Here is a 21,611-nt window from a genome sequence, read left to right as displayed (position 1 = left end):
CGGACCGGTGCTCCGGTCCGTGCCGCCGGGCCGTCAGGCGGCCCTGGCCTCCAGCACCATCGGCAGGTGGTCCGGGTGCGGCATCGCGGCCATCGCCTCCCCGGTGGCGTGCCCGGCGACCGGGCGCAGCCGCCACCGGCTCAGCACGGTCGCCAGGGTGATGGTCATCTCGGCCTTGGCGAAGGCGTCCCCGATGCACTGCCGGGAGCCCGCGCCGAACGGGATGAACGCCTCCCGGGGCTGCCCGGCCCGCCGCTCCGGCAGCCAGCGGTCCGGGTCGAACCGCTCCGGGTCCGGGTAGAGCGCCGGGTCCTGGTGGACGGCGTAGAGGCTGAACGCGACCTCGGTCCCGGCGGGGATGGTCACCCCGTTCAGCCGGACGGGGGCGACGGCCCGGCGCATCAGCAGGGTGACGCCGTGCAGCCGGACCACCTCGTCCAGCACCTGCCGGGTGAAGGTGAGCCTCGGCACGTCCTCGTGGCCGACCGGACGCCGGCCCACCACCGCGTCGATCTCGGCCAGCAGCCGGGCCTCGGTCGCCGGGCTCCGGGCGATCTCGTGGAAGGCCCAGCTGAGGGTGGAGCCGACCGTCTCGGTGCCGGCGAACAGGATGGTGACCAGTTCGTCGCGGACCTCGGCGTCGCTGAGCGCGGCGCCGGTGTCGGCGTCCCGGGCGGCGAGCAGCGTGGACAGCAGGTCGGGCTGCTCGTCGTGGTCGGCGCCGGAGCCGCGGGTCGCGGTGACCACCTCGTCGATGACCTGCCGCAGCCGGGCGGCGGCGGCGTCGAAGCGGCGGTTCGGCGGGATCGGCAGCCGGTCCAGGAACTTCGGCGAGACCGCCCGCAGCAGCATGGTCTTCAGGATGATCGGGACGTCCCGGCGCACCGCGGTCACCGCGGGGCCGCCGAATTCGGCCGAGAACATGGTGGCGGCGAGGGTGGCCACCGAGAACTCGCCCATCACCTCCTCCACCGCGATCCGACGGCCGTCCTCCCAGCCGTCGACCAGCTGCTGGGCCTGCTCGCTGATGGTCTCGCAGTAGCCGGCGATCCGCCGGTGGTGGAACGAGGGCTGCATCAGCCTGCGGTGCGGCCGGTGGACGGCGCTGGGCGCGGTGGCCAGGCCGTCGCCGACCATCGGCCGCATCCGGTCGAACAGGCGGCCCTTCTCGAAGCTGGTGCCGTGGGTGACCATGACGGCGTGGGCGAGCCGCGCGCTGGTGGCGAAGACCACCGGCAGGGTGCCCAGGTCGACCCGGACGAGCTCGCCGGTGCGCCGCAGGGACTTCACGAATCCGAGCGGGTCGCGGGACAGCGACAGGACGTGGCCGAGCAGCGGGAGCCGGCCCGGGGCACGCGGGATCGACTGCAGTGCGGGTGCCATCGCGGCACTCCCTTTCTTCTACTGCCTAGGCGGTGCGGAGGGCGGCGGCGGGACGCAGGGTGAACACCGGTGAGCGGTGCCCGGTGGTGCGTGCCGTACGGTCCGCGTCCTCGCGCGGCAGCAGGTCCCACCACCAGGCCACGGCCGGGATGTCCAGCGGCTCCTGGCTGTCGTCGGTGGGGGCGTCGCGGAAGGCGACCGGGAGGTCGGCCGGGTCGTCCGGGGTGGTGTAGCGGCGGGAGGAGATGCCCCAGTCCTGGGCCCCGCGGATGAACGACTCCAGGCTGGTGAGGTACTGCCGCAGCTGCGGGCTGCCCTGACGGCGCAGTCGGGCGCACAGCCGCACGAACAGGCAGAGCACGCGGTCGCGTTGGGCGATCGCCAGGGTGACCGCCTGGTCGGTGCCGATCCCGAGCCCCTGCTCCAGGACCCTGATCACGTTCAGGTAGTACCGGCCGGTCCGGCTCTCCTTGTGGTGCGAGAAGAGGTCGTTGTCCCAGCAGATGACGAAGTAGGCCATCTCGGCGGCGGCCCGCACGTCGGTCCGGTCGCGCTCGTACGGCTGGAGTTCGTAGCCGTGGCCCATCTCCAGCAGCGGCAGCACGACCGAGGTGGCGCCGTCGTAGATCCGCATCAGGGTGTAGTCGTTGAGGTCGGGGACGCTGCCCTGGCTGCGGAACTCGGCCTCCCAGACCACGGAGAGGAAGTACTCGCGCAGCGCGTCCACCCAGCGGGCCACCTGTCCGGCGGTGCCGTGGGTTGATATTCGGGCGTGCAGGTCGCGTACGCCGCGGGCGAGGGGGTCGTCCAGCAGCATCGGGGCCTCGGGGTTCTGGGCCACCCTCAGCAACCGGGAGAGGGCGCCGAGGAGTGCTCCCGGGCGTCTGCCGAGGTCGCCCTCCTCGCAGTAGCCGTCGTCGACGCCGAAGAGCCACAGCACGAAGTCGGACAGGATTTCGACCACTTCCTCCCGCCCTTCGGGGAGGATCCGCGCCGCGAATGTGCCAATATTGTGAGTCACCAGGCTGGCTCGCAGCTCCGGTGAGCCGATGCCGAAACTGCCTGCCCAGACGGCGGTGTGCCGGTCCACGGCCTCGTGCCGGGGGTGGATGGCGGCGCGGTAGGGGGAGAAGATCGGCGGGACTGCCGTCAGCCCGTGCGCCATCGATATCTCGCTCAAGTCCTGGTTCTCCCAGTCCGTTCGGGTGCCGGGCGCCCCCCGTACGGCCGGCCGAAATGGATCACGCGCAAGAACATCGGCATCCGCGCCGCCCGTCAAGGGGCGGCCCGGACCGGTGGCCGAAACCGGTAGGCATCAGGCCGGTTCGCGGCCCCCGGCCGGAAGGGCACGGGGGCCGCGGAACGAGCGACGGTCGGCCGGGGCTACTGGCCGCGCAGCTTCGCGACCAGCACGCTCCACCAGTGCCTGCGCGGCTGCTGCGGTGCGGCCGGCTGCGGCGTGGGCGCGGCCGGGAGCGGCTCCTCGACGGGAGGCCGCGCGGGGGCCGGGGCCGGTCCGTCGATCTCCACCGGCGGCTGCACGGCCTTGGCGCGGCGCGGCGTGAACTCGACCGGGAGCTCGGCCAGGTGACGCGAGAGCCAGGCCGAGTTCCAGCGCAACTCGTCCTCGGCGACGGCGAGTCGAAGGTCCGGGAGACGGACCATCAGGGTGTCGATCCCGGCCTCGGCGATCGCCCGGCCGACGTCCTGGCCGGGGCACTCGTGCGGCCCGCTGCTGAACGCCAGGTGGGAGCGGTTGCCGTAGAGCGGCTCGTCCAGGTCGGGCCGGATCTGCGGGTCGACGTTGCCGGCCGCCAGGCCCAGCAGCAGCATGTCGCCGGCCCGGATCTGCCGGCCGCCGAGCTCGGTGTCGCCGGTGGCCCACCGGCCGGGCACCGCGGACAGCGGCGGGGAGTCCCACAGCACCTGGTCCAGCGCGTCGGGCAGGGTCATGTGACCGCCCGACAGGTTGGCGCGGAACCGACGGTCGGTGAGCACCATCCGGAGGGTGTCCGCGATCAGGTTGACGGTGGTCTCGTTGGCGGCGACCAGGATCAGCCGCAGATGCTCCATCACCTCCTCGTCGTCCAGACCGGCCTGGTGCTGGAGCAGCCAGGACGGCAGGTCGGCGCCGGGGGCGGTGCGCTTGCGCTCGACCAGCTGGCGCAGCGTCGCCACCACGTACTCGTTGCTGGCGACGGCGGTCTCGGTGCCCTTCATGAGGTCCCGGGCCGCCTCCACCAGGCGCGGGCCGTACTCCTCGGGCATGCCCAGCAGCTGGGTCATCACCAGCATCGGCAGGTGCTCGGCGAACTGGGAGACCAGGTCGGCGGTGCCGGTGGCGGCGAAGCCGTCGATCAGCTGGCCGGCGTAGCGGGTGACGTGGCGGCGCACGCCCCGGCGGTCGAAGAGGTCCAGGCTGTCGGTGACCGCGCCGCGCAGGCGCTTGTGCTCGGCGCCGTCCGCGAAGACGCACAGCGGCTGCCAGGCGACCATCGGCATCAGCGGCGAGTCGGGCGCCACCTGGTCGTGCTGGAACGCCGTCCAGCGGCGGGAGTCCCGGGAGAACCGGGACGGGGTGCGGGCCACGTCCAGGTTCTCGCGGTGGCCCAGCACCAGCCAGGCCGGCAGGTCGCCGTGGAGCAGCACGGGGGCGACCGACCCGTGCTCGGCGCGCAGCTTCTCGTAGAGGCCGGTCGGGTCCGCCTCCGCCTCGGGCCCGTAGAGCCTGCGTATGCCCTCCGGGCCGAGGCCGTGCGCCGGGCAGCCGGGAGGCGGGGTGAGGCCGTCGCCGGCGGGAACAGGGGTGGTCACGGTCTCTCCGGGTTGGTGAGCGAGTAGAGGTAGCGCATCAGCGACATCAGGACGTCGCGGCCGGACTCGCGTCTGCGGGCGTCGCAGCCGACTATCGGCACCTCGTCCGGCAGGTCGAGGGCCGCGCGGAGCTCGTCGAGCGGGTAGGAGGGCGACTCCGGGAAGGTGTTGACGGCCACCACGAAGGGCACGCCGCGCTCCTCCAGGCGCCCGATCACGTCGAAGCTGACCTCCAGCCGCCGGGTGTCGACCAGCACGACGGCGCCGAGCGCACCCTCGAACAGGCCGTTCCACAGGAACCAGAAGCGCTGCTGGCCGGGGGTGCCGAACAGGTAGAGCACCAGCTCGTCGTTGATGCTGATCCGGCCGAAGTCCATCGCGACCGTGGTCGCGGTCTTGCGCTCGACGCCCGCGTTGTCGTCGACGTCGGCGCCGGCCTGGGTCATCGTCTCCTCGGTGGTCAGCGGACGGATCTCGCTGACGGCACCGACCAGGGTCGTCTTGCCGACCCCGAATCCACCGACGATCACCACCTTGACGGCGGTGGCGGCCGAGGACGGCAGAACGTCCTCGCTCCGCGGCCCGACGATCGTGTCAGAGCCTTTGAAGTCCATGCATCACCGCCTCAATCAGGGCACGGTCGGGAAGTAGGGCCTTGGGGACGGGGGCTCGCGCCTCCACCCGCTTGTCCGCCAGCAGGTCCGCGATCAGCACGGTGGTGGCGGACATCGGCAGCCGCAGGTAGGCGGAGATCTCCGCCACCGAGAGCGGCGAGTGGCACATCCGGAGGATCGCGGCGTGCTCGGGCTGCATCGAGGGCTGCGCCTCGGCGCGGGCGACGATGAGGGTGACCAGGTCGAGCACGGTCCGCTCGGATAACCCGCTGCGGCCGCGGGTGATCACGTACAGGCGCTCCGGGTCACCCTCGTCCCAGTCCTGGTCAGGGCCACTCATGCGTCCTGCTCGCCGTTGCGCGGCGGGGTGCTCAGGTGACCGCCGATCCGGGCCACCAGGTCACGCATCCGCTGACCCATCAGCCCCGCGTCCACGCCTTCGTCGGCCAGCACCGCGAGGTAGGCGCGGGCGCCGGCCGCCATCAGGTAGAAGAAGCCGCCGCCCATCTCGATCACCACCAGCCGCATCCGGCCGTCCCCGTGCGGGAATTCGGTGGCGACCGCGCCGGCCAGGCTCTGCAGCCCGGCGCAGGCCGCGGCGAGGCGGTCGGCGGTGTCGGTGTCCGTCCCGTACTGCGCCATCCGAAGGCCGTCGGAGGACAGCACCACCACGTGGCGGGTCTGCGGGACGCTGTCCGCCAGATCCTTGAGCATCCAGTCCATGTTGGCCCGCTGCTGAATCACTGCTCACCCTTACCTGACGACTCGTCACTTGCTCGACCGGTCGAAGCGGTGTCCGGCGCCTGGCCGTTGACCCCGCTCTGGAAGGCGGCCAGCCACATCCCGGGCTGCACCGGCCCGGCCACCTGCTGCTCGACCTGGACCGGCGCCGTGCGGACGGCCGCGGGGGCCGGCGGTGCCACGGCGGCCGGCATCGCCGGAACGGCCCCGGCGGCGGCGCGGCGGCGGCGCTGCGGCAGCCCGTTCGGGGTCCGCTCGCTCACCTCCGCGAACTCCTCCTCGTCCGCCACGGCGGTCCGGGGGCCGGCCACGGCCCGGGTGGGTGCGGGGACCGCCGCCGCGGTCGGGCGGGGGCCCGAGGCGGCGCCGATGCCGTGCGCCCGGCCGGTGGCGGGCGCGGTGGTGAGGAGTTCCTGCGGCACGATCAGCACCGCGCGCACGCCGCCGTACGCGGAGGGGCGCAGCGAGACCTGCAGGCCGTACGCCTGCGCGAGGCGGCCGACGACCGCGAGGCCGAGCCGCGGGGTCTCGCCGAGGTCGTTGAGGTCGATGCCGGCCTGGGCCTCCTTGAGCATCCGCTCGGCGCGGGCCCGGCCCTCCTCGCTCAGGCTGAGGCCGCCGTCCTCGATCTCGACGGCGATGCCGGTCTGCACCTCGACGGCGGTCAGGTGGACCCGGGTCTGCGGCGGCGAGTAGCGGGTGGCGTTGTCGAGCAGCTCGGCGAGGGCGTGGATCAGCGGTTCGACGGCGGGGCCGACGACCGCGACCTCGGAGACCGGGTGCAGCTCGACCCGCTGGTAGTCCAGGATCCGCGAGATGGCGCCGCGCAGCACGCTGTAGAGCGGCACCGGGCGGCTCCACTGGCGGCCGGGGCGGGCGCCGCCGAGCACCGCGATGGAGTCGGCGAGCCGACCCACCAGCGCGTTGCCGTGGTCGAGTTGGAGCAGGTCCTCGAAGACCGCCGGGTCGTTGCCGTGCCGGTCCTCCATCTCCCGCAGGTCCTGGGCCTGGCGGTGGACGATGGCCTGCACCCGGCGGGCGATGTTGACGAACGCGCGCTGCGCGGACTCGCGCAGGCCCTCCTCGGCGTCGACCGCCTCCAGGACGGAGCGCAGCACGGCCTGCCGGGCGGCCTGGAACTCCGGGGTGACGGAGCCGTCGTAGGACTCGGCGCCGCGCAGCACGTCCTCGACGAACTCGCCCTGCTGGAGCCGCGCGACGGCCTGCGGGAGCAGGCTGACGGCCAGCTCGGCGGTCTGCGCCTCCTGCTGGGCGAGCCGGCGGCGCAGCTCCGCCTCCTGGCGCCCGGCGGCCTCGCGCAGCGCGTCCAGGGCGCGGCCGCGGCGGGCCGCCTCGGCGGCGAGCAGCGCGACCACGAGGGTGGCGACGGCGCCGCAGACGGCGACCGCCGTCCGCGCGCCGGGGGCCACCAGCGGGACGGCAACGGCCCCGGCGGCCGCGACTACCGCGGTGGGAAGCAGCCACCCGAGAACTGGAGCGGAGCGCCGGTCTCCGGGTTGCGATCCAGCACGAAGCATCAGCGTCCTCAAACGATCGAAAGGTCATGGAACGACGAGCGGTCAGGGCATCAGCGGAAGGTCCGGCGGACGGTGTCGCCATGGCCCGGTTCCCGGCTGCGACCCCGCCGACCTGGTGCCATTGGTGCAGCACGCTGGGCCGGGAGCAGCATAGCCGGTTCTTCGGATCATCCTGACACTGTCTCAACAAGGCCTTTGATCGGCGGCCTTGTGGTGATTCGGCCCGCCCGGCGGTGCGGCGGGCCGTCGATCGACGGCCCTGTCATGAACCCGTCGATCGATGCGGTCCATTATGGCCCATCGAAGATCCTCCGTGCCCCGCTTCGAGATGAACGCCCATCCGGCCACTCCGGGTTCAACCCGGCGACGGTCTCCGGACACTCTTTCCACCCACATCGCCGCAGACCACCCGGTTCACCGACAGCGAACGACCGGTCACCGAAAGAACACACACCGTTCGAAACATGGGTCGGAATCCGGCCATCGGCGCACCGCACCGCCACAACTCCACCCGGAGCCCGCCCTCGCCCACCGGCGCCCACCCGCGACCGCACGCCTCAACACGCGCCCGGCGCAGGCCCCCTGACACCCGGTCGCCCGGGCCGGCCAGGCCCTCGATAGGGTGAACGCCGGGGAGGCACCGTGAGCGATCTGGGCCCGCTGCTCATCGCGGCGGTGGGGGTGGTGGGGACACTGCTGTCCCCGGTGGTCACCACCCGGCTGTCGGCACGGCTGCAACGCGACCAGTTCGCGCAGCAGCGGGCGCTGGCCGGGAACGCCCGCCAGGAGGAGGAGCGCCGAACCGCGCGGGCCGAGAAGCGCGCCTGCTACGTGGCGCTCAACTCGGCCTCCCGCCGGTACCGGGTGGTGCAGCTGAACTACCTGCACGCACTGGAGGACGGCCTGCTGACCGAGGACGGCCGGCGGGACATGGAGGACGCCAGGCGGGCGCACGGCGCCGCCGTGGCGGAGGCGCAGATGACGGCCGCAGCGCGGGTGCTGGACGAGCTGGAGGGCGTCACCACGGCCCTGTCGCGCAGCTACCGCAGGATCCGCGCCGTGGAGTCCGGACACCCCGAGCCGGACGGCTCGTACCCGCAGCTGCGCGCCGAACTGCTGGCGATGTGGGACGACTGGACGGCACTGCGGGCCGAGATGCGGTCGGACCTGGGCGTCGACTGACCCCTGAGGGCGACTCTCCGGCCACCGTGCCCCACGCAGCCCCGGGTGCTCAGGCCGTCCGGGTGTCCGGGGTGTGGACCCAGGCCAGCAGGAGGACCGCGGCGACCGCCGCCAGGGCGCACCAGGTCGACACGAAGGCCAGCCGCCACACCAGCGCGCAGATCACCGCGCCGGCGCCGACCAGGACGCCGAGCAGCCGCAGCAGGCGGTCCCCGCCGCACAGCAGCGCGCCGACCGTGGCCACCAGGTAGCCCGCCAGCAGCGGCGCGGCGCCCGGTACGCCGATGCTGTACGTCAGGGCGTGCCCGTGCGCGTGCGCCGTGACCGGGTTGACGGCGACCGCCACGGCGAGCGGGACGGCCACCGCGACGCCCAGCGCCAGGAAGGCCACCTGCGCCCGGGTGCGGGGCCGGGCCGCGCACCACACGCCGAACGGCACCAGGACCGGCAGCACCGGCAGCGCGATCACCGCCCACGCCGTCCTGGCCGCCCCGGCCGCAGCCGTCCCGATCCGGCCGTCGACGCCCAGCCAGACGGCCGCCTCGATCAGCTGGTGCAGGCCGAGCAGCAGCGGGAGCGCCGCGAGCGGCAGTTGCTCCACCCGGCGGACCCTGGCCAGGCAGGCCACCCCGAGCACGGCGACCGCGCCGCCCACCGCGGCGTCCGCCTCAGCGCTCCAGCACATCGACCGCTCCCCGGGTACCGTCCGCCGCGCCCTGCGACCCGGCCCGCCAGCGTAGGCGTCCGCCCGCCCGTCGCGGCGGCGCCCCGCCGCGACGACGGGAAAGCGGACATCGCGCCCTCATGTTCACTGATGTGACTCCATGCTGATGATCCGTCAGCTAACGTGAAGACTCGGTCCGTGCCTGGGGGTGGAGCGAGGATGGCGGTCATCAACGGTGTACCCGCCGCGGTGCGCAGGCTGGCCCGGCGGCCCGGGGCGGGGGCCCGCACCGGCTCCCCGCCCCAGCTGCGGACGCCCGGCAGGCTGCGCCACGCGGCCGTGGCGCTCGTCCTGTGCACCGCCGCCAGCTGGGGCGCGATCAGCCTCGCCGTCGGCCAGGGCCAGGCCGTCGTGGGCGCGGCGGGCAGCCGAACCATCCCCGCGGTCATGGACACCGGCGAGGCCGCGTACCGCCTCGCCGACGCCGACCGGGTGGCGTCCGCCGGGTTCGCCTCCGGGGCGGCCGCCCTGACCGGTCCGGGCCGGCAGTACCAGGACGATCTCAAGTCGGCGCACCAGGCGCTCGCCCGGGTCGCCGAGCACGGCACCCCCGGCGCGGGCGGCGGTGCGCAGCTGGAGACCGTGGCGGGGCTGCTCGTGGAGTACAGCGGTCTGATCGCGCAGGCGCACGCCACCGAGGGCAGCGAGGGGCTGAGCAGCGCCTACCTCGGGTACGCCTCACAGCTGATGCACCGGCCCGGCGACGGGATCCTGGCCCGGATCGAGCAGCTCCGGGCCGGCGAGCGGGAACAGTTGGCGCGGCAGCGGCGCAGCGCGTGGACGGCTCCGCTCCTGCTGGTCGCGGTCCTCGCGCCGGCCGTGCTCGGGCTGCTCCTGCTGGTGCGCACCCAGCTGTTCCTGCGCCGGCACTTCAACCGGCGGATCAACCCCTGCCTGCTGGCCGCCACCGTCCTGCTGGCCACGCTGGCCGGCTGGACGGCGACCTCCCTGCTCGGGGTCGACAGCGCCTTCGCCAGGACCGGCGACCGGGAGGTGCCCCGGCTGGCCGCCGCCTGGCAGGTCCGCACCGCGGTGGCCGCGGCGGCCGGCAACGACACGGCGGCGGTGGTCCGCGGGGAGCCCGCCGCGAAGGTCGCCGCCGGTTTCTACCAGTACTCGGGCACCCTCACCGACCGGGAGATCACCTCCGAGCTGGTGGACCGCGCGCTCACCCGGCAGCCGGACTTCCGGGGTGCGCTCGCCGACCTGCTGCTCCCGGACCTGGCCGTCCCGGTCGGCCCGGGTGTCGCGGCCGACCGGGAGACCGCACTGCACACGCTCCGGGACTACCGCGCGTTCGTCGGCGCCCACAACGCGCTCCAGCTCGGCGCCGCCACCGGCCGCCCCGGCCTGGCGCAGGCCGCAGCGGGCGCGTCGCCCGAGCAGCTCGGCGGCGCGCACGACGCGCTGGACCTCGACCTGGCCGCGATCACCGACCTCGGGAAGCGCCGGCTGGCCGAGGGCGCCGCGGCGGCGAGGCCGGGCTTCGGGCTGCCGGTCGCGGTGCCCGTGCTGTGCGCGGCGATCGCCGTCCTGTGCGGGCTCGGGCTGTGGCCGAGGATCGAGGAGTACCGGGCGGTGACCCGGTGACCGCCGGGCGCGGGCCGGTCCGGGCGGGCGCCGCCTCGGCGCTGGCCCTGCTCCTGGTCGCGCTGTCCGTGCTGTGCGGATGCTCGGCCGGGAGCGCCCGGCAGGTGGTGCACGTCCTCGGGCCGTGGACGGGAGCGGCCGAGGAGACCTTCCGCGCGGTGGTCGCGCCGTTCGAGCGGCAGACCGGCATCACCGTGGAGTACCAGGGCTCCGCGGAGTCGGACTCGGTGCTGGCCGACCGCGTCGCCGGCGGTGCGCCGCCCGAGCTGGCGGTGTTCGACAGTCCGCGGAAGGTGGCGACGTACGCCCGGGCGGGCCGGTTGACCGCCCTGGACGGCCTGCTCGCCGCGTCCGACGGCGGGTCGGACTACGGACCGGGCTGGGCGGAGCTGGGCGCCGTGGACGGCACGCCGTACGCAGTGCCGGTCACGGCCACCGTGAAGAGCCTGGTCTGGTACTCCCCGAGGTCGCTCGACGACCAGGGCCGGCAGCCACCGCGGGACTGGGCCCGGCTGACGGCGCTGAGCGGGGAGGCCGCCGCCGCCGGCATCGCGCCGTGGTGCGTGGGGTTGGCCGACGGCTCCGCCTCCGGCCGGCCGGGCACGGACTGGCTGGAGGACATCGTGCTGACCCAGTCCGGCCTGGAGGTGTACGACGGCTGGGCGTCCGGGCGGATCGCCTGGGCCTCGCCGCAGATCCGGCTGGCCTGGCAGACCTGGGGGGCGACGATCGCCGAGGACCGGCTGCGCGGCGGCCGGCGCGGCGCGCTGAACGGCCGGTTCGGCGACAACGGCGCGTTCCTGCTGGCGCACAACCCGCAGTGCCTCCTCGAGCACGCCGACTCCGCCGCCATCGGGAACTACCGGCAGTACAACCCGCCGCCGAAGCCCGGACAGGACATCGACTTCACCCGCTTCCCCGCCGTGGACCCGCGCTACGACGGGGACCTGGAGGTGGCCGGGGACCTGGTGGCGATGGTCCACGGGACGCCCGGCGCACGACGCCTGCTCACCTTCCTGACCTCGGCCGATGCGCAGTCCCGCTGGGTCGCCGGCGGCACCGTGCTCAGCCCGGACCGCGCGGTGCCGCCGGCCGCCTACCCGGACGAGCTGTCCCGCCGGCTGGCCCGCACCCTGCTGGAGGCCCGGGCCGTGCGCTTCGACGCCTCGGACCAGATGCCGCAGGAGCTGCAGGACGCCTTCTACCGGGCCGTGCTGACCTTCGTCGACGATCCGTCCCGGCTGGACGAGCTGCTGGCCGGCCTGGACCGGATCGCGGCGAGCCTCGGGCGCTGAGCGGGCCGGCACCGCCGTCCATCCGAGGCCATTGGGCATGTACACGGTCGGCTACAGTAGGTGGCGTCAGCCCCTGCCAGAAGTGGCATCTGTCGACAAGGACGGGACCTCCGTGGACGAACAGCGAGCGCGGCCGCAGCGGATCTCCACCAGCACCACCTTCGTCACCGACCCGGAGGAGGACCCGGGCGCGGCGGCGTCCGCCGGCTGCCGCCGGGCCTGCTGCCAGGACACCGCCCCCGTCGACCCGCCGCCCTCCCCCGGCTACTGGGGCTGGCGGCCGGCCGACTGAGCGCCGGAACACCCCGGGCCCGCGCCGCGGACGGACCGGAGCGCGGGCCCGGCACCCGGCGTCGCAGCCGTGCGGCCTGCACGCCCGCTGGATAGACTGGCCGAGATTTTTCCCGGTACCGGGAACTCCCCCGGCCCCGGGCCTCGTCCCAGCGAGCAGGACCGGCCGACCGCAGCGGCCGCGTGCGGCCGTGGGCAGCGGCCCATCCGCACCACGAGCCCCACCGGTGCGGGTCCCGCGCCACCATCCCCCGGGGAGCGCCATGGCGGAACGTACCGCGTCCTCCTGGAAGGGCTATGACCCGCGCGCCCCCCGCGCCGCGCCGGGCACCGCCGTGACCCAGCCGGGCGACGGGGTACCGACCGCCGCCACCGACCGGCTCGCCCTCAACGGCATGGGCAGCTTCGACTGGGATCTCGACGCCGGCCTGTACCGGCTCGACGAGGTGGGCCTCCAACTGTTCGGGCTGGACCCGGAGGAGTTCGACGGCCGGCCCGACACGCTCTCCGCCAAGGTGCCGGCCGAGGACAGCGCCCGGCTGGACGAGATCGTCTCGCGCGCCCTGCGCGAGGGCGACCTCACCTTCGCCTCCTACTTCCGCCTGATCCGGCAGGACGGCACCCTGTGCTGGGCGCACACCCAGGGCCGAATCCTGCGCGACGAGCAGGCGCACCCGTTCCGGATCGTCGGCATCGTCCGCGACGCCGAGGAGGAGCTCGCGCACGCCGCGGCGATGCGCACCCTCGCGGCCGACCGCCGCCGCCAGACCGACTCGGTGCGCAGCACCACCGAGGCGCTCTCGCGCGCGCTGACCGTCCGGGACGTCACCAACGTGCTCACCGACAGCGAGGGACTGCGCCGGTTCGGCGCCGACGGGCTGGCGCTCGGCCTGGTGGACGGCGACATCCTGCGGCTGGTGGGCGTGACCAAGCAGCCCTCCGCCGAACTGCGGGCGCTGGACGACCTCTCGGTCACCCGCCTGGAGGACCGGCTCGGGCTGGCCGAGGCCGTGCGCGGCCGGCGGCCGCTGTTCATCGGCTCCGAGCAGGAGCTGGTCGAGCGCTACCCCCGGCTGCTGCCGTACGTGGAGCAGATGGGCATCCGCGCCGCCGCCTTCCTGCCGCTGGCCGCCCAGGCCCGCACGATCGGCGCGCTCGGGCTCTACTACGACCGGCCGCGGCGGTTCAGCACCGAGGACCGCAACATCTGCATCGCGCTGGGCAGCGCCGTCGCCCAGTCGCTGCAACGGGCGATGCTCTTCGACCAGGAGCGGGAGTTCGCCACCACCCTGCAGAACACCATGCTGCCGCGCCGGCTGCCGAAGATCGGCGGCGGCGCGGTCGCGGCCCGCTACCGGGCCGGGCGGATCGGCCGCGAGGTGGGCGGCGACTGGTACGACATGGTGCCGCTGCCGCGCCGCCGGGTCGCGGTGGTGGTCGGCGACGTGGAGGGGCACGACAGCCACGCGGCCGCCATCATGGGCCAGCTGCGGATCGCGCTGCGCGCCTACGCCGCCGAGGGCCACACCCCGGCGACCGTGATGGCCCGGGTCTCCCGGTTCCTCGCCGACCTGGACACCGAACGGTCGGCCACCTGCATCTACGCCGAGGCGGACCTGGAGACCGGCACCCTGCGGCTGGTCCGGGCCGGTCACCTGGAGCCGCTGATCCGGCACCGCAGCGGCCGCACCAGCTGGCCGGCGGTGCGCGGCGGCCTGCCGCTCGGGGTGGCCACCGCGCTCGGCCACGACGAGTACCCGGAGACCCGGCTCGACCTGAACCCCGGCGACACCCTGCTGATGTGCACCGACGGGCTGGTCGAGCACCGCGGCCAGGACATCTCCGAGGGCTTGCAGGCGCTGGCGGCGGCCGTGCACTCGGGGCCGTCCGAGATCGAGGAGCTGGCCGACCACCTCTCCTCCGAACTGCTGCAGCGCACCGGGCAGGACGACGACATGGCGGTGCTCCTGCTGCACCGCGCCGCGGTCGCCGGTACGCACGCCGAACGGCAGATGGTGCAGCACGTGCACCAGGCCGACCCGGAGGGGCTGGTGGAGACCCGCACGATGCTCCGGCAGGCGCTCGCCGCCTGGGGCGCCGGCGGGCTGAGCGGGGACATCGAGCTGGCCGCCGACGAGCTGCTGACCAACGCGCTGGTGCACACCGACGGCGGCGCGATGCTCACCGTGGAGCTGCTGACCCGCCCGGTGCGGCGGATCCGGCTGGAGATCCAGGACCGCTCCAGCGACCTGCCACGCCGCCGGGCCCCGGGCGAGACGGCCACCTCCGGCCGCGGCCTGATGCTGGTGGAGGCGCTGGCCGCGAGCTGGGGCGTGGAGCCGCGCGGCACCGGCAAGAGCGTCTGGTGCGAGTTCGGCCTGCCCAGGGACGGCCACCGCGCGCCGTAGCGCCCGGTGCGGGGCCCGCACCCGACGACGCCCGCCGGCCGGCGGGGCCCGCGGCCGGCGGGGCGCCGGCCGCGGGCGTGGAGCACGGCCGGGCTCAGGACTCCTGGTGCAGGAACGAGCGCACCATCCGGCAGGTCGCCGCGGACGGCCGGTGGATGTCGATCCGCACGGCGAGCGAGCGTATCCGGCGGTTGGTGGCCTGCTGCGGGAGGTAGACCCCCGAGTCGAGCAGCACGACGGCCAGCCGCATCGCCTTCAGGCGGCGGTTGTGCTCGATGTACCAGGCCCGCGGCAGGCCGGCCGGCAGCGGGCGGACGGCGGGCGGACCGGAACGGCGGGCGCGGGCGGCGGGACGGAGGGCGGGACGGGCGGCGGACTTCGGAGCGCGGTTCTTCGGGGCCTGCTGCGTGAGCACGGCGACGGACATCGGCGACCTCCCGGTGCGTTGGTGGAGCACTCGCTGACTGTTCCCAATTTTAATTCCGGGCACTGACAGTCCGGGCGGGGCCGAGCAGGCCCCCACCTGGTGGGCCCGGAGCGGCTGCCGGACGCCCGCGACGCACCCCCGCCGCGCTGTCCCAGCTCTTGGCCTCGGGCGACCAGGAGGGGTACACATGGGCATATGGCCCGAATCCCGGGTCGGTCCCGGGCCCCGTCGGCCCCGCCGTCGAGCGACCGGCGCCCGCAGGACCGGCGTGAGCGCCCCACCCCGGAGCGTCGACACGGCCGGCACGGGCAGCCGCGGCCGAAGCGGCGCCCGTGGTCCGCGCTGGGCACCCGCAGCGTCGCGGGCCAGGTGTTCGTGCTGCAGGTCGTCATCGTGCTGCTGCTGGTGCTCGCCGTGGGCGTGGAGACCGTGCTCCAGGCGCGCAACGACACCGCGACCGAGGCGCGCAACCGCTCGCTCGCGGTGGCCGAGACGTACGCCAACTCCCCCGGCATCGTCCCCGCGCTGCGCTCGCCCGATCCGACCGCGCTGCTCCAGCCGAGCGCCGAGGCGGCCCGGGTGAAGGCGGGCGTGGACTTCATCGTGGTGCTCAGCACCGACAGCATCCGCTACACCCACCCGATGCCGGACCGGATCGGCAAGAAGTTCGTCGGCACGACCGCGCCCGCGCTCGCCGGGCAGTCCATCACCGAGGAGGTCGACGGCACCATCGGCCACCTGGTGCAGGCCGTCGTCCCGGTCACCGACAGCGACGGCACCGTGGTCGGGATGGTCTCGGCCGGGATCAGGACCAGCCGGGTCAGCGACACCACGCAGCGCCAGCTGCCGATCCTGCTCGGCGCCGCCGCCGGCGCCCTGGTGCTCGCCACCGCCGGTTCCGCGCTGGTCAGCCGCCGGCTGCGACGGCAGACCCGGGGCCTCGGCCCGGCCGCGATGACCAGCCTGTACGAGCACCACGACGCGGTGCTGCACGCCGTCCGCGAGGGCGTGCTGATCCTGGACGGCGACGGCCGGCTGCTGCTCGCCAACGACGAGGCCGGGCGGCTGCTGGAGCTGCCGCCGGACGCCGAGGGCCGCCAGCTCACCGACCTGGGGCTGGACCGCCGGACCGTCGAGCTGCTCGCCTCCACCCAGCCGGTCACCGACGAGGTGCTGGCCGCCGGCGAACGGCTGCTCGTGGTCAACATCCGCCCCACCGACCGCAACGGCGGGCCGCCCGGAACGGTCGCCACCCTGCGCGACTCCACCGAGCTGCGCGCCCTCTCCGGCAAGGCCGACCTCGCCCGGCGCCGGCTCAAGCTGCTCTACGAGGCCGGCCTGGCGATCGGCACCACGCTGGACGTCACCCGTACCGCCCAGGAACTCGCCGACGCCGCCGTCCCCGGCTTCGCCGACTACGTCACGGTCGACCTCGCCGAGCCGGTGCTGCGCGGCGACGAGCCCGAGCCCACCCCGACCATGCGCCGGGTCGGACTCAGCAGCATCCACCCCGACCCGCCGTTCTACCCGCCGGGCGGGGACGTGCCGCTGATCCTGGGCACCCCGCGGGCCCGGGCGATGGAACTCGGCGAGCCGGTCGCCGAGTCCGACCTGAGCGACGCGCTCACCGCCTGGCTGGACCACGACCCGCACCGGGTCGGCGCGATCCGCCGGCAGGGTGTGCACGCGCTGCTGGCGGTGCCGCTGCGGGCCCGCGGCGTGGTGCTCGGCATCGCCACCTTCTGGCGCTCGGAGCGCCCGGAGCCGTTCGGCCAGGACGACGTCTGGCTCGGCGAGGAGCTGGTCGCCCGGGCCGCCGTCTGCATCGACAACGCCCGCCGGTACACCCGCGAGCACACCATGGCCGTCACCCTCCAGCACAGCCTGCTGCCCGGCGGGCTGCCCGAGCAGGACGCGCTGGACGTCGCCTACCGCTACCTGCCCGCGCAGGCCGGCGTCGGCGGCGACTGGTTCGACGTCATCCCGCTGCCCGGCGCCCGGGTCGCCCTGGTGGTTGGCGACGTGGTCGGGCACGGGGTGCACGCCGCCGCCACGATGGGCCGGTTGCGCACCGCCGTGCACAACTTCGCCTCCCTGGACCTGCCGCCGGACGAACTGCTCGGCCTGATGGACGACCTGGTCAACCGGATCGACCAGGAGCAGGACGCGGCCACCGGGGAGGCCCCGATCACCGGCGCGACCTGCCTGTACGCGATCTACGACCCGGTGACGCTGCGCTGCACCGTGGCCCGGGCCGGCCACCTGCTGCCGGCCGTGGTGCGGCCGGACGGCGCCGTGGAGTTCCCCGAGGTGCCCGCCGGGCCGCCGCTCGGCCTGGTCGGGCTGCCGTTCGAGACCGCCGAACTGCAGCTCGCCGAGGGCAGCAAGCTGGTGCTGTACACCGACGGCCTGGTCGAGGACCGGGAGCGGGACATCGACGTCGGCCTGGAGCTGCTGCGGGTGGCGCTGGCCGGCGCCGACCGCACGCCCGAGCAGACCTGCGCGGACGTGCTGGCGACCCTCCTGCCCGCCAACCCCACCGACGACATCGCCCTGCTGGTGGCGATGGCCCGGGCGCTGCCGGCCGACCAGGTGGCCGAGTGGGAGGTGCCGCCGGACCCGGCGGCGGTCCGCGAGATCCGGGCCGGCGTCACCGCCCGGCTGGAGGCCTGGGGGCTGGACGAGCTGGCCTTCACCACCGAGCTGATCCTCTCCGAGCTGATCACCAACGCCATCCGGTACGGCCTCCCGCCGATCCGGGTGCGGCTGATCCGGGACCGCACGCTGATCTGCGAGGTCTCCGACGGCAGCAGCACCTCCCCGCACCTGCGGTACGCGGCCAGCACCGACGAGGGCGGCCGCGGGCTGTTCCTGGTCGCCCAGTTCGCCGAGCGCTGGGGCACCCGGTACACCGCCGCCGGGAAGGTGATCTGGGCCGAGCAGCGGCTGCCCTGAGCCGCGCCCCGCGGGGCCGCGGCGCGCACACTGGAAGGGTCCGGTCCGCGGCACCGAGGAGTCGGGTATGAGGAGCACGGACGTACTGGCCGACGCGTTCGGCAGGATCCGGGAGAGCGTCCACGCGGCGGTCGAGGGGCTCGGCCCGGAGGAACTGGCCCACCGGCCCGATCCGGGCGCCAACTCGATCGCCTGGCTGGTCTGGCACCTGACCAGGATCCAGGACGACCACGTGGCCGAGGCCGCCGGCACCGACCAGCTGTGGACCGGCGGCGGCTGGGCAGAGCGCTTCGGCCTCCCGTTCGCGCCGCGCGCCACCGGCTACGGCCACAGCCCCGAGCAGGTGGCGGCCGTCCGGGTCGACTCCCCCGCCCTGCTCACCGGCTACCACGACGCAGTCTACGAGCACACCCTCGGTTACCTGCGCGGACTCGGCGACGCGGCGCTCGACCAGGTGGTGGACGAGCGCTGGAGCCCGCCGGTGACGCTCGGGGTCCGCCTGGTCAGCGTGGTCGGCGACGACCTCCAGCACGCCGGGCAGGCCGCGTACGTCCGCGGCCTGGTGATCCGCCGGCGGACCTAGTCGCTTTCGGATCCCGCCGGGGCCCGCACCGATCGCGCCCGCCGACCGCGGCGCAGCAGGGAGCCAGTCATGCGCACCGGGTACACCGACGTGCACGCCCACCTCTGGAGCACGGCCTACCTGGACCGGCTGGAGTCCTACGGGCGCGGTGACACCGCCGGGCAGCGGGGCCTGGGGGCGGGCGACACCGAGCCGGAGCTGGCGGTCCGGTTCGCGGACAACGACGCGGCGGGCATCGCGCACCAGATCCTGTCCGTGTCGCCGCAGGTGCCGCACTTCGCCGAACTCGGCCACGCGGTGAGCGCCGCCCGGCACGCCAACGACCTGTACGCCGAGGTCGCCGACCGGTGCCCGGGCCGGTTCTCGGCCTTCGCCGCGCTGCCGCTGCCGCACGTGGACGCCGCCCTGGTGGAGCTGCACCGGGCGCTGGACGAGCTGGGCATGGTCGGGGTCGCCGTCACCACGGACGTGCTGGGCCGGGCACTGACCGATCCGGCCTTCCTGCCGCTGTTCGAGGAGCTGGACCGGCGCGGCAGCGTGCTCCAGCTCCACCCGTCGGGCCGGGCGGCGGGGGCTCCGCTGATCGCCGGGCACCGGATGCGCTGGATGGTCGGGGCGCCGGTCGAGGACACCGTCGCGGCGATGCAGCTGATCCTGGCGGGCCACCCGCGGCGCTTCGCGCGGCTGCGGATCCTCAACGCGCACCTGGGCGGGGCGCTGCCGATGCTGCTGCCGCGGGCGGACGAGCACCTGCGCTGGGAGGCGCCGGACGTGCTGGAGCCGCCCACCGTCGCGGCCCGCCGGATGTTCTACGACACGGTGGTGCACGGGCACGCCCCGGCGGTGCGCTGCGCCGCGGAGTCGGTGGGCGCCGACCGGCTGCTGCTGGGCACCGACTTCCCGTACCAGAGCGGCCCGCAGCTCGTCCGCGCGGTGGCCACGCTGCACGCCGCGCTGTCCCCCGCCGAGGCGCAGTCCGCGCTCAACGGCGGGGCGGCGCTGCTGGGTTGACCCCTTCCGGGCCGCCCCGGGGGCGGGCGGTCCCGGTGGTGGGGCAGGGGGTCGGTCAAGGGTGGGCAAAGGGGGGCCGGATTGCTGGCATGCCCCTTTCAATCGTTCGGTTTTGCTGCCACGCTTCTCGATGCTCCGTCCGACCGACAGGTGACGGTCCATCAACCTCCGGCAGGGCGGGTGACCCCCACACCCCGAGAGGATCCGATGAGAAGCAGGCTGATAGCCCTCGTCACCGGCGCCGTGCTCGTCGCGGCGGCCGGCACGGCCCAGCTGGCGGCGACCCCCACCGCTGCCGCGGCCGACTGCACCAGTGCCCAGGTCATCTCCAACGGCGGCTTCGAGTCCGGCACTTCGCCGTGGACCTCGTCGAGCGGGGTGATCACCAGCGGCGGCGGCCAGAGCGCCCACGGCGGGTCGTCCTTCGCCTGGCTGAACGGGTACGGCTCGACCCACTCCGACAGCCTGTCGCAGACCGTGACGCTGCCGGCCGCGTGCACCAAGGCGACGCTGTCGTTCTGGCTGCACGTGGACACCGCCGAGACCACCACCTCGACCGCGTACGACAAGCTGACCGCCAAGGTCGGCACCACCACCCTGGCCACGTACTCCAACCTGGACGCCAAGGCCGGGTACGTGCAGAAGTCCCTCGACGTGTCGGCGTTCGCCGGCCAGTCGGTGACGGTCTCCTTCGCCGGCACCGAGGACAGCAGCCTGCAGACCAGCTTCGTGCTGGACGACCTGGCGCTGGACGCCTCCGGCGGCGGCACCACCCCGCCCGACCCGCCGACCTCCGACGCCACCCGCACCCCGGCCGCGCCCACCTACACCGCCAGCCTGACCAGCGACGCCACCGGCGGCAGCTGGACCGGGTACGAGAGCGTCGCCTTCACCAACGCCTCGCCGGCCGCGTTGAGCGAGGTCTACCTGCGGCTGTGGGACAACTACCACGGCAGCTGCCCGAGCACCCCGATCACGGTGACCAACGTGACCGGCGGGACGGCGTCCGCGCTGTCGGTCAACTGCACGGCGCTGAAGGTCACCCTGCCGGCGCCGCTGGCCCAGGGCCAGAGCGGCACGGTCGGCTTCGACCTCGGGATCACCGTGCCCAGCGGCGCCGACCGGTTCGGCCGGGACGGCGCGTTCAACTTCATCGGCAACGCCCTGCCGGTGCTGGCGGTCCGGGACGGCGCCGGCTGGCACCTGGACCCGTACACCAACAACGGCGAGTCCTTCTACTCGCTGGCCGCCGACTTCAGCGTCACGCTGGACCACCCGACCAGCCTGCTGATCCCGGCGACCGGCACCTCGGTGGACACCCCCGGCGGCTCGGGGCGCACCGTCACCAAGGCGACCGCGAGCAAGGTGCGGGACTTCGCCTGGGGCGCCGGGCCGTTCAGCAAGATCTCCGGCACCTCGCCGGCCGGCGTCAAGGTCAACGTGTACTCGGTGAGCGGGATCAGCGCGGCGAACGCCCAGTCGATGCTGACCACCTCGATCTCGGCGGTCGACGCGCACGCCGGCCGGTTCGGCGCCTACCCGTACTCCGAGGTGGACGCCGTGATCGACAACAACTTCTGGTTCGGCGGCATGGAGTACCCGGGCTTCGTCCTGGACCTGGTCAGCACCACCGCGCTCACCCACGAGCTCGGCCACCAGTGGTTCTACGGGATCGTCGGCGACGACGAGTACACCAGCCCCTGGCTGGACGAGGCGTTCACCGACTACGCCACCGACCTGGCGCTCGGCATCAGCGGCACCAACTGCTGGAACAGCGTCTCCTGGGCGTCCTCCGCCGAGAAGATCACCAACTCGATGGCGTACTGGGACGCGCACTCCTCGCGCTACTCCACCGTCGTCTACACCTACGGCAAGTGCGCCCTGCACGACCTGCGGCGCCTGATCGGCGACACCGCGATGACCAAGCTGCTGCACGACTACGCGCAGTCGCACTGGTACGGGGTCTCCACCACGGCCGAGTTCAAGGCCGCGGCGCAGGCCGCCACCGCGACCGACCTCACCTCGTTCTGGACCCAGCACCGGATCGACGGCTGA

At 74.4% G+C, this 21,611-nt stretch carries 18 protein-coding genes; 9 read left to right on the top strand and 9 right to left on the bottom strand.

The genetic code is table 11. The features are described 5' to 3' along the window. Positions 1–33: 33 nt before the first annotated feature. The 7 genes from ABT014_RS13065 to ABT014_RS13035 all read right to left on the bottom strand — a co-directional run bounded on the left by ABT014_RS13065 (position 34) and on the right by ABT014_RS13035 (position 7,090). Complete coding sequence (locus ABT014_RS13065) at positions 34–1,383, bottom strand: cytochrome P450 (protein WP_350638773.1); 1,350 nt, start codon at positions 1,381–1,383, stop codon at positions 34–36. A gap of 25 nt (positions 1,384–1,408) precedes the next feature. Beyond that, positions 1,409–2,548, bottom strand: a complete 1,140-nt coding sequence (locus tag ABT014_RS13060; protein ID WP_350638926.1) for a selina-4(15),7(11)-diene synthase — start codon at positions 2,546–2,548, stop codon at positions 1,409–1,411. Positions 2,549–2,766: 218 nt separating this feature from the next. Continuing rightward, on the bottom strand, positions 2,767–4,197 hold the full coding sequence (locus ABT014_RS13055) for a cytochrome P450 (RefSeq protein WP_350638772.1): 1,431 nt from the start codon (positions 4,195–4,197) through the stop codon (positions 2,767–2,769). Then, on the bottom strand, positions 4,194–4,811 hold the full coding sequence (locus ABT014_RS13050) for a GTP-binding protein (RefSeq protein WP_350638771.1): 618 nt from the start codon (positions 4,809–4,811) through the stop codon (positions 4,194–4,196). Before ABT014_RS13050 ends, ABT014_RS13055 begins: the two co-directional genes overlap by 4 nt. Beyond that, a complete protein-coding gene (locus tag ABT014_RS13045) occupies positions 4,792–5,151 on the bottom strand; it encodes a DUF742 domain-containing protein (RefSeq protein WP_350638770.1) in 360 nt (119 codons plus the stop codon). The genes ABT014_RS13050 and ABT014_RS13045 overlap by 20 nt, the downstream gene beginning before the upstream one ends. Then, entirely contained in the window at positions 5,148–5,555 is a 408-nt protein-coding gene (locus ABT014_RS13040; protein ID WP_033821528.1) for a roadblock/LC7 domain-containing protein, read from the bottom strand. Before ABT014_RS13040 ends, ABT014_RS13045 begins: the two co-directional genes overlap by 4 nt. Continuing rightward, positions 5,552–7,090 carry a sensor histidine kinase gene (locus ABT014_RS13035; protein ID WP_350638769.1) on the bottom strand — a complete coding sequence of 513 codons (1,539 nt, stop codon included), beginning with the start codon at positions 7,088–7,090 and terminating at the stop codon, positions 5,552–5,554. Before ABT014_RS13035 ends, ABT014_RS13040 begins: the two co-directional genes overlap by 4 nt. A 642-nt stretch (positions 7,091–7,732) precedes the next feature. Between ABT014_RS13035 and ABT014_RS13030 the strand changes: the two genes are divergently transcribed. Then, positions 7,733–8,272, top strand: coding sequence for a hypothetical protein (locus ABT014_RS13030; protein WP_350638768.1), 540 nt, complete (start codon positions 7,733–7,735; stop codon positions 8,270–8,272). Positions 8,273–8,321: 49 nt separating this feature from the next. Here the strand turns inward: ABT014_RS13030 and ABT014_RS13025 are convergent, their stop codons facing one another. Beyond that, a complete protein-coding gene (locus ABT014_RS13025) occupies positions 8,322–8,957 on the bottom strand; it encodes a DUF6629 family protein (protein WP_350638767.1) in 636 nt (211 codons plus the stop codon). A 198-nt stretch (positions 8,958–9,155) separates the two neighbouring features. On the opposite strand from ABT014_RS13025, the gene ABT014_RS13020 reads away from it, so the two are divergent. The 4 genes from ABT014_RS13020 (at position 9,156) to ABT014_RS13005 (ending at position 14,580) form a co-directional block, all read left to right on the top strand. Next, positions 9,156–10,586, top strand: a complete 1,431-nt coding sequence (locus ABT014_RS13020) for a GlnX family signal transduction membrane protein (protein ID WP_350638766.1) — start codon at positions 9,156–9,158, stop codon at positions 10,584–10,586. Beyond that, on the top strand, positions 10,583–11,881 hold the full coding sequence (locus ABT014_RS13015; protein WP_350638765.1) for an ABC transporter substrate-binding protein: 1,299 nt from the start codon (positions 10,583–10,585) through the stop codon (positions 11,879–11,881). Before ABT014_RS13020 ends, ABT014_RS13015 begins: the two co-directional genes overlap by 4 nt. A 112-nt stretch (positions 11,882–11,993) precedes the next feature. Beyond that, positions 11,994–12,173: a hypothetical protein gene (locus tag ABT014_RS13010; protein WP_350638764.1), complete on the top strand. Its 180-nt coding sequence runs from the start codon at positions 11,994–11,996 to the stop codon at positions 12,171–12,173. A 262-nt stretch (positions 12,174–12,435) separates the two neighbouring features. Then, positions 12,436–14,580, top strand: a complete 2,145-nt coding sequence (locus ABT014_RS13005) for a SpoIIE family protein phosphatase (RefSeq protein WP_350638763.1) — start codon at positions 12,436–12,438, stop codon at positions 14,578–14,580. 94 nt (positions 14,581–14,674) lie between these two features. On the opposite strand, the gene ABT014_RS13000 is transcribed toward ABT014_RS13005, so the two are convergent. After that, on the bottom strand, positions 14,675–15,007 hold the full coding sequence (locus ABT014_RS13000) for a hypothetical protein (protein WP_350638762.1): 333 nt from the start codon (positions 15,005–15,007) through the stop codon (positions 14,675–14,677). A 195-nt stretch (positions 15,008–15,202) separates the two neighbouring features. Here ABT014_RS13000 and ABT014_RS12995 point away from each other — a divergent pair, with 195 nt between their 5' ends. The 4 genes from ABT014_RS12995 to ABT014_RS12980 all read left to right on the top strand — a co-directional run bounded on the left by ABT014_RS12995 (position 15,203) and on the right by ABT014_RS12980 (position 21,611). Continuing rightward, positions 15,203–17,962 (top strand): SpoIIE family protein phosphatase, encoded by a 2,760-nt coding sequence (locus tag ABT014_RS12995; RefSeq protein ID WP_350638761.1) that lies wholly within the window; start codon positions 15,203–15,205, stop codon positions 17,960–17,962. A gap of 67 nt (positions 17,963–18,029) precedes the next feature. Then, on the top strand, positions 18,030–18,545 hold the full coding sequence (locus ABT014_RS12990; protein WP_350638760.1) for a mycothiol transferase: 516 nt from the start codon (positions 18,030–18,032) through the stop codon (positions 18,543–18,545). Positions 18,546–18,614: 69 nt separating this feature from the next. Beyond that, positions 18,615–19,556, top strand: a complete 942-nt coding sequence (locus ABT014_RS12985; RefSeq protein WP_350638759.1) for an amidohydrolase family protein — start codon at positions 18,615–18,617, stop codon at positions 19,554–19,556. A 207-nt stretch (positions 19,557–19,763) separates the two neighbouring features. After that, complete coding sequence (locus ABT014_RS12980; RefSeq protein WP_350638758.1) at positions 19,764–21,611, top strand: M1 family aminopeptidase; 1,848 nt, start codon at positions 19,764–19,766, stop codon at positions 21,609–21,611.

This window comes from Kitasatospora sp. NPDC094015 (assembly GCF_040304075.1).
In the GTDB taxonomy this organism is placed as follows: Bacteria; Actinomycetota; Actinomycetes; order Streptomycetales; family Streptomycetaceae; genus Kitasatospora.
This window is presented reverse-complemented; position numbering and strand designations above follow the sequence as displayed.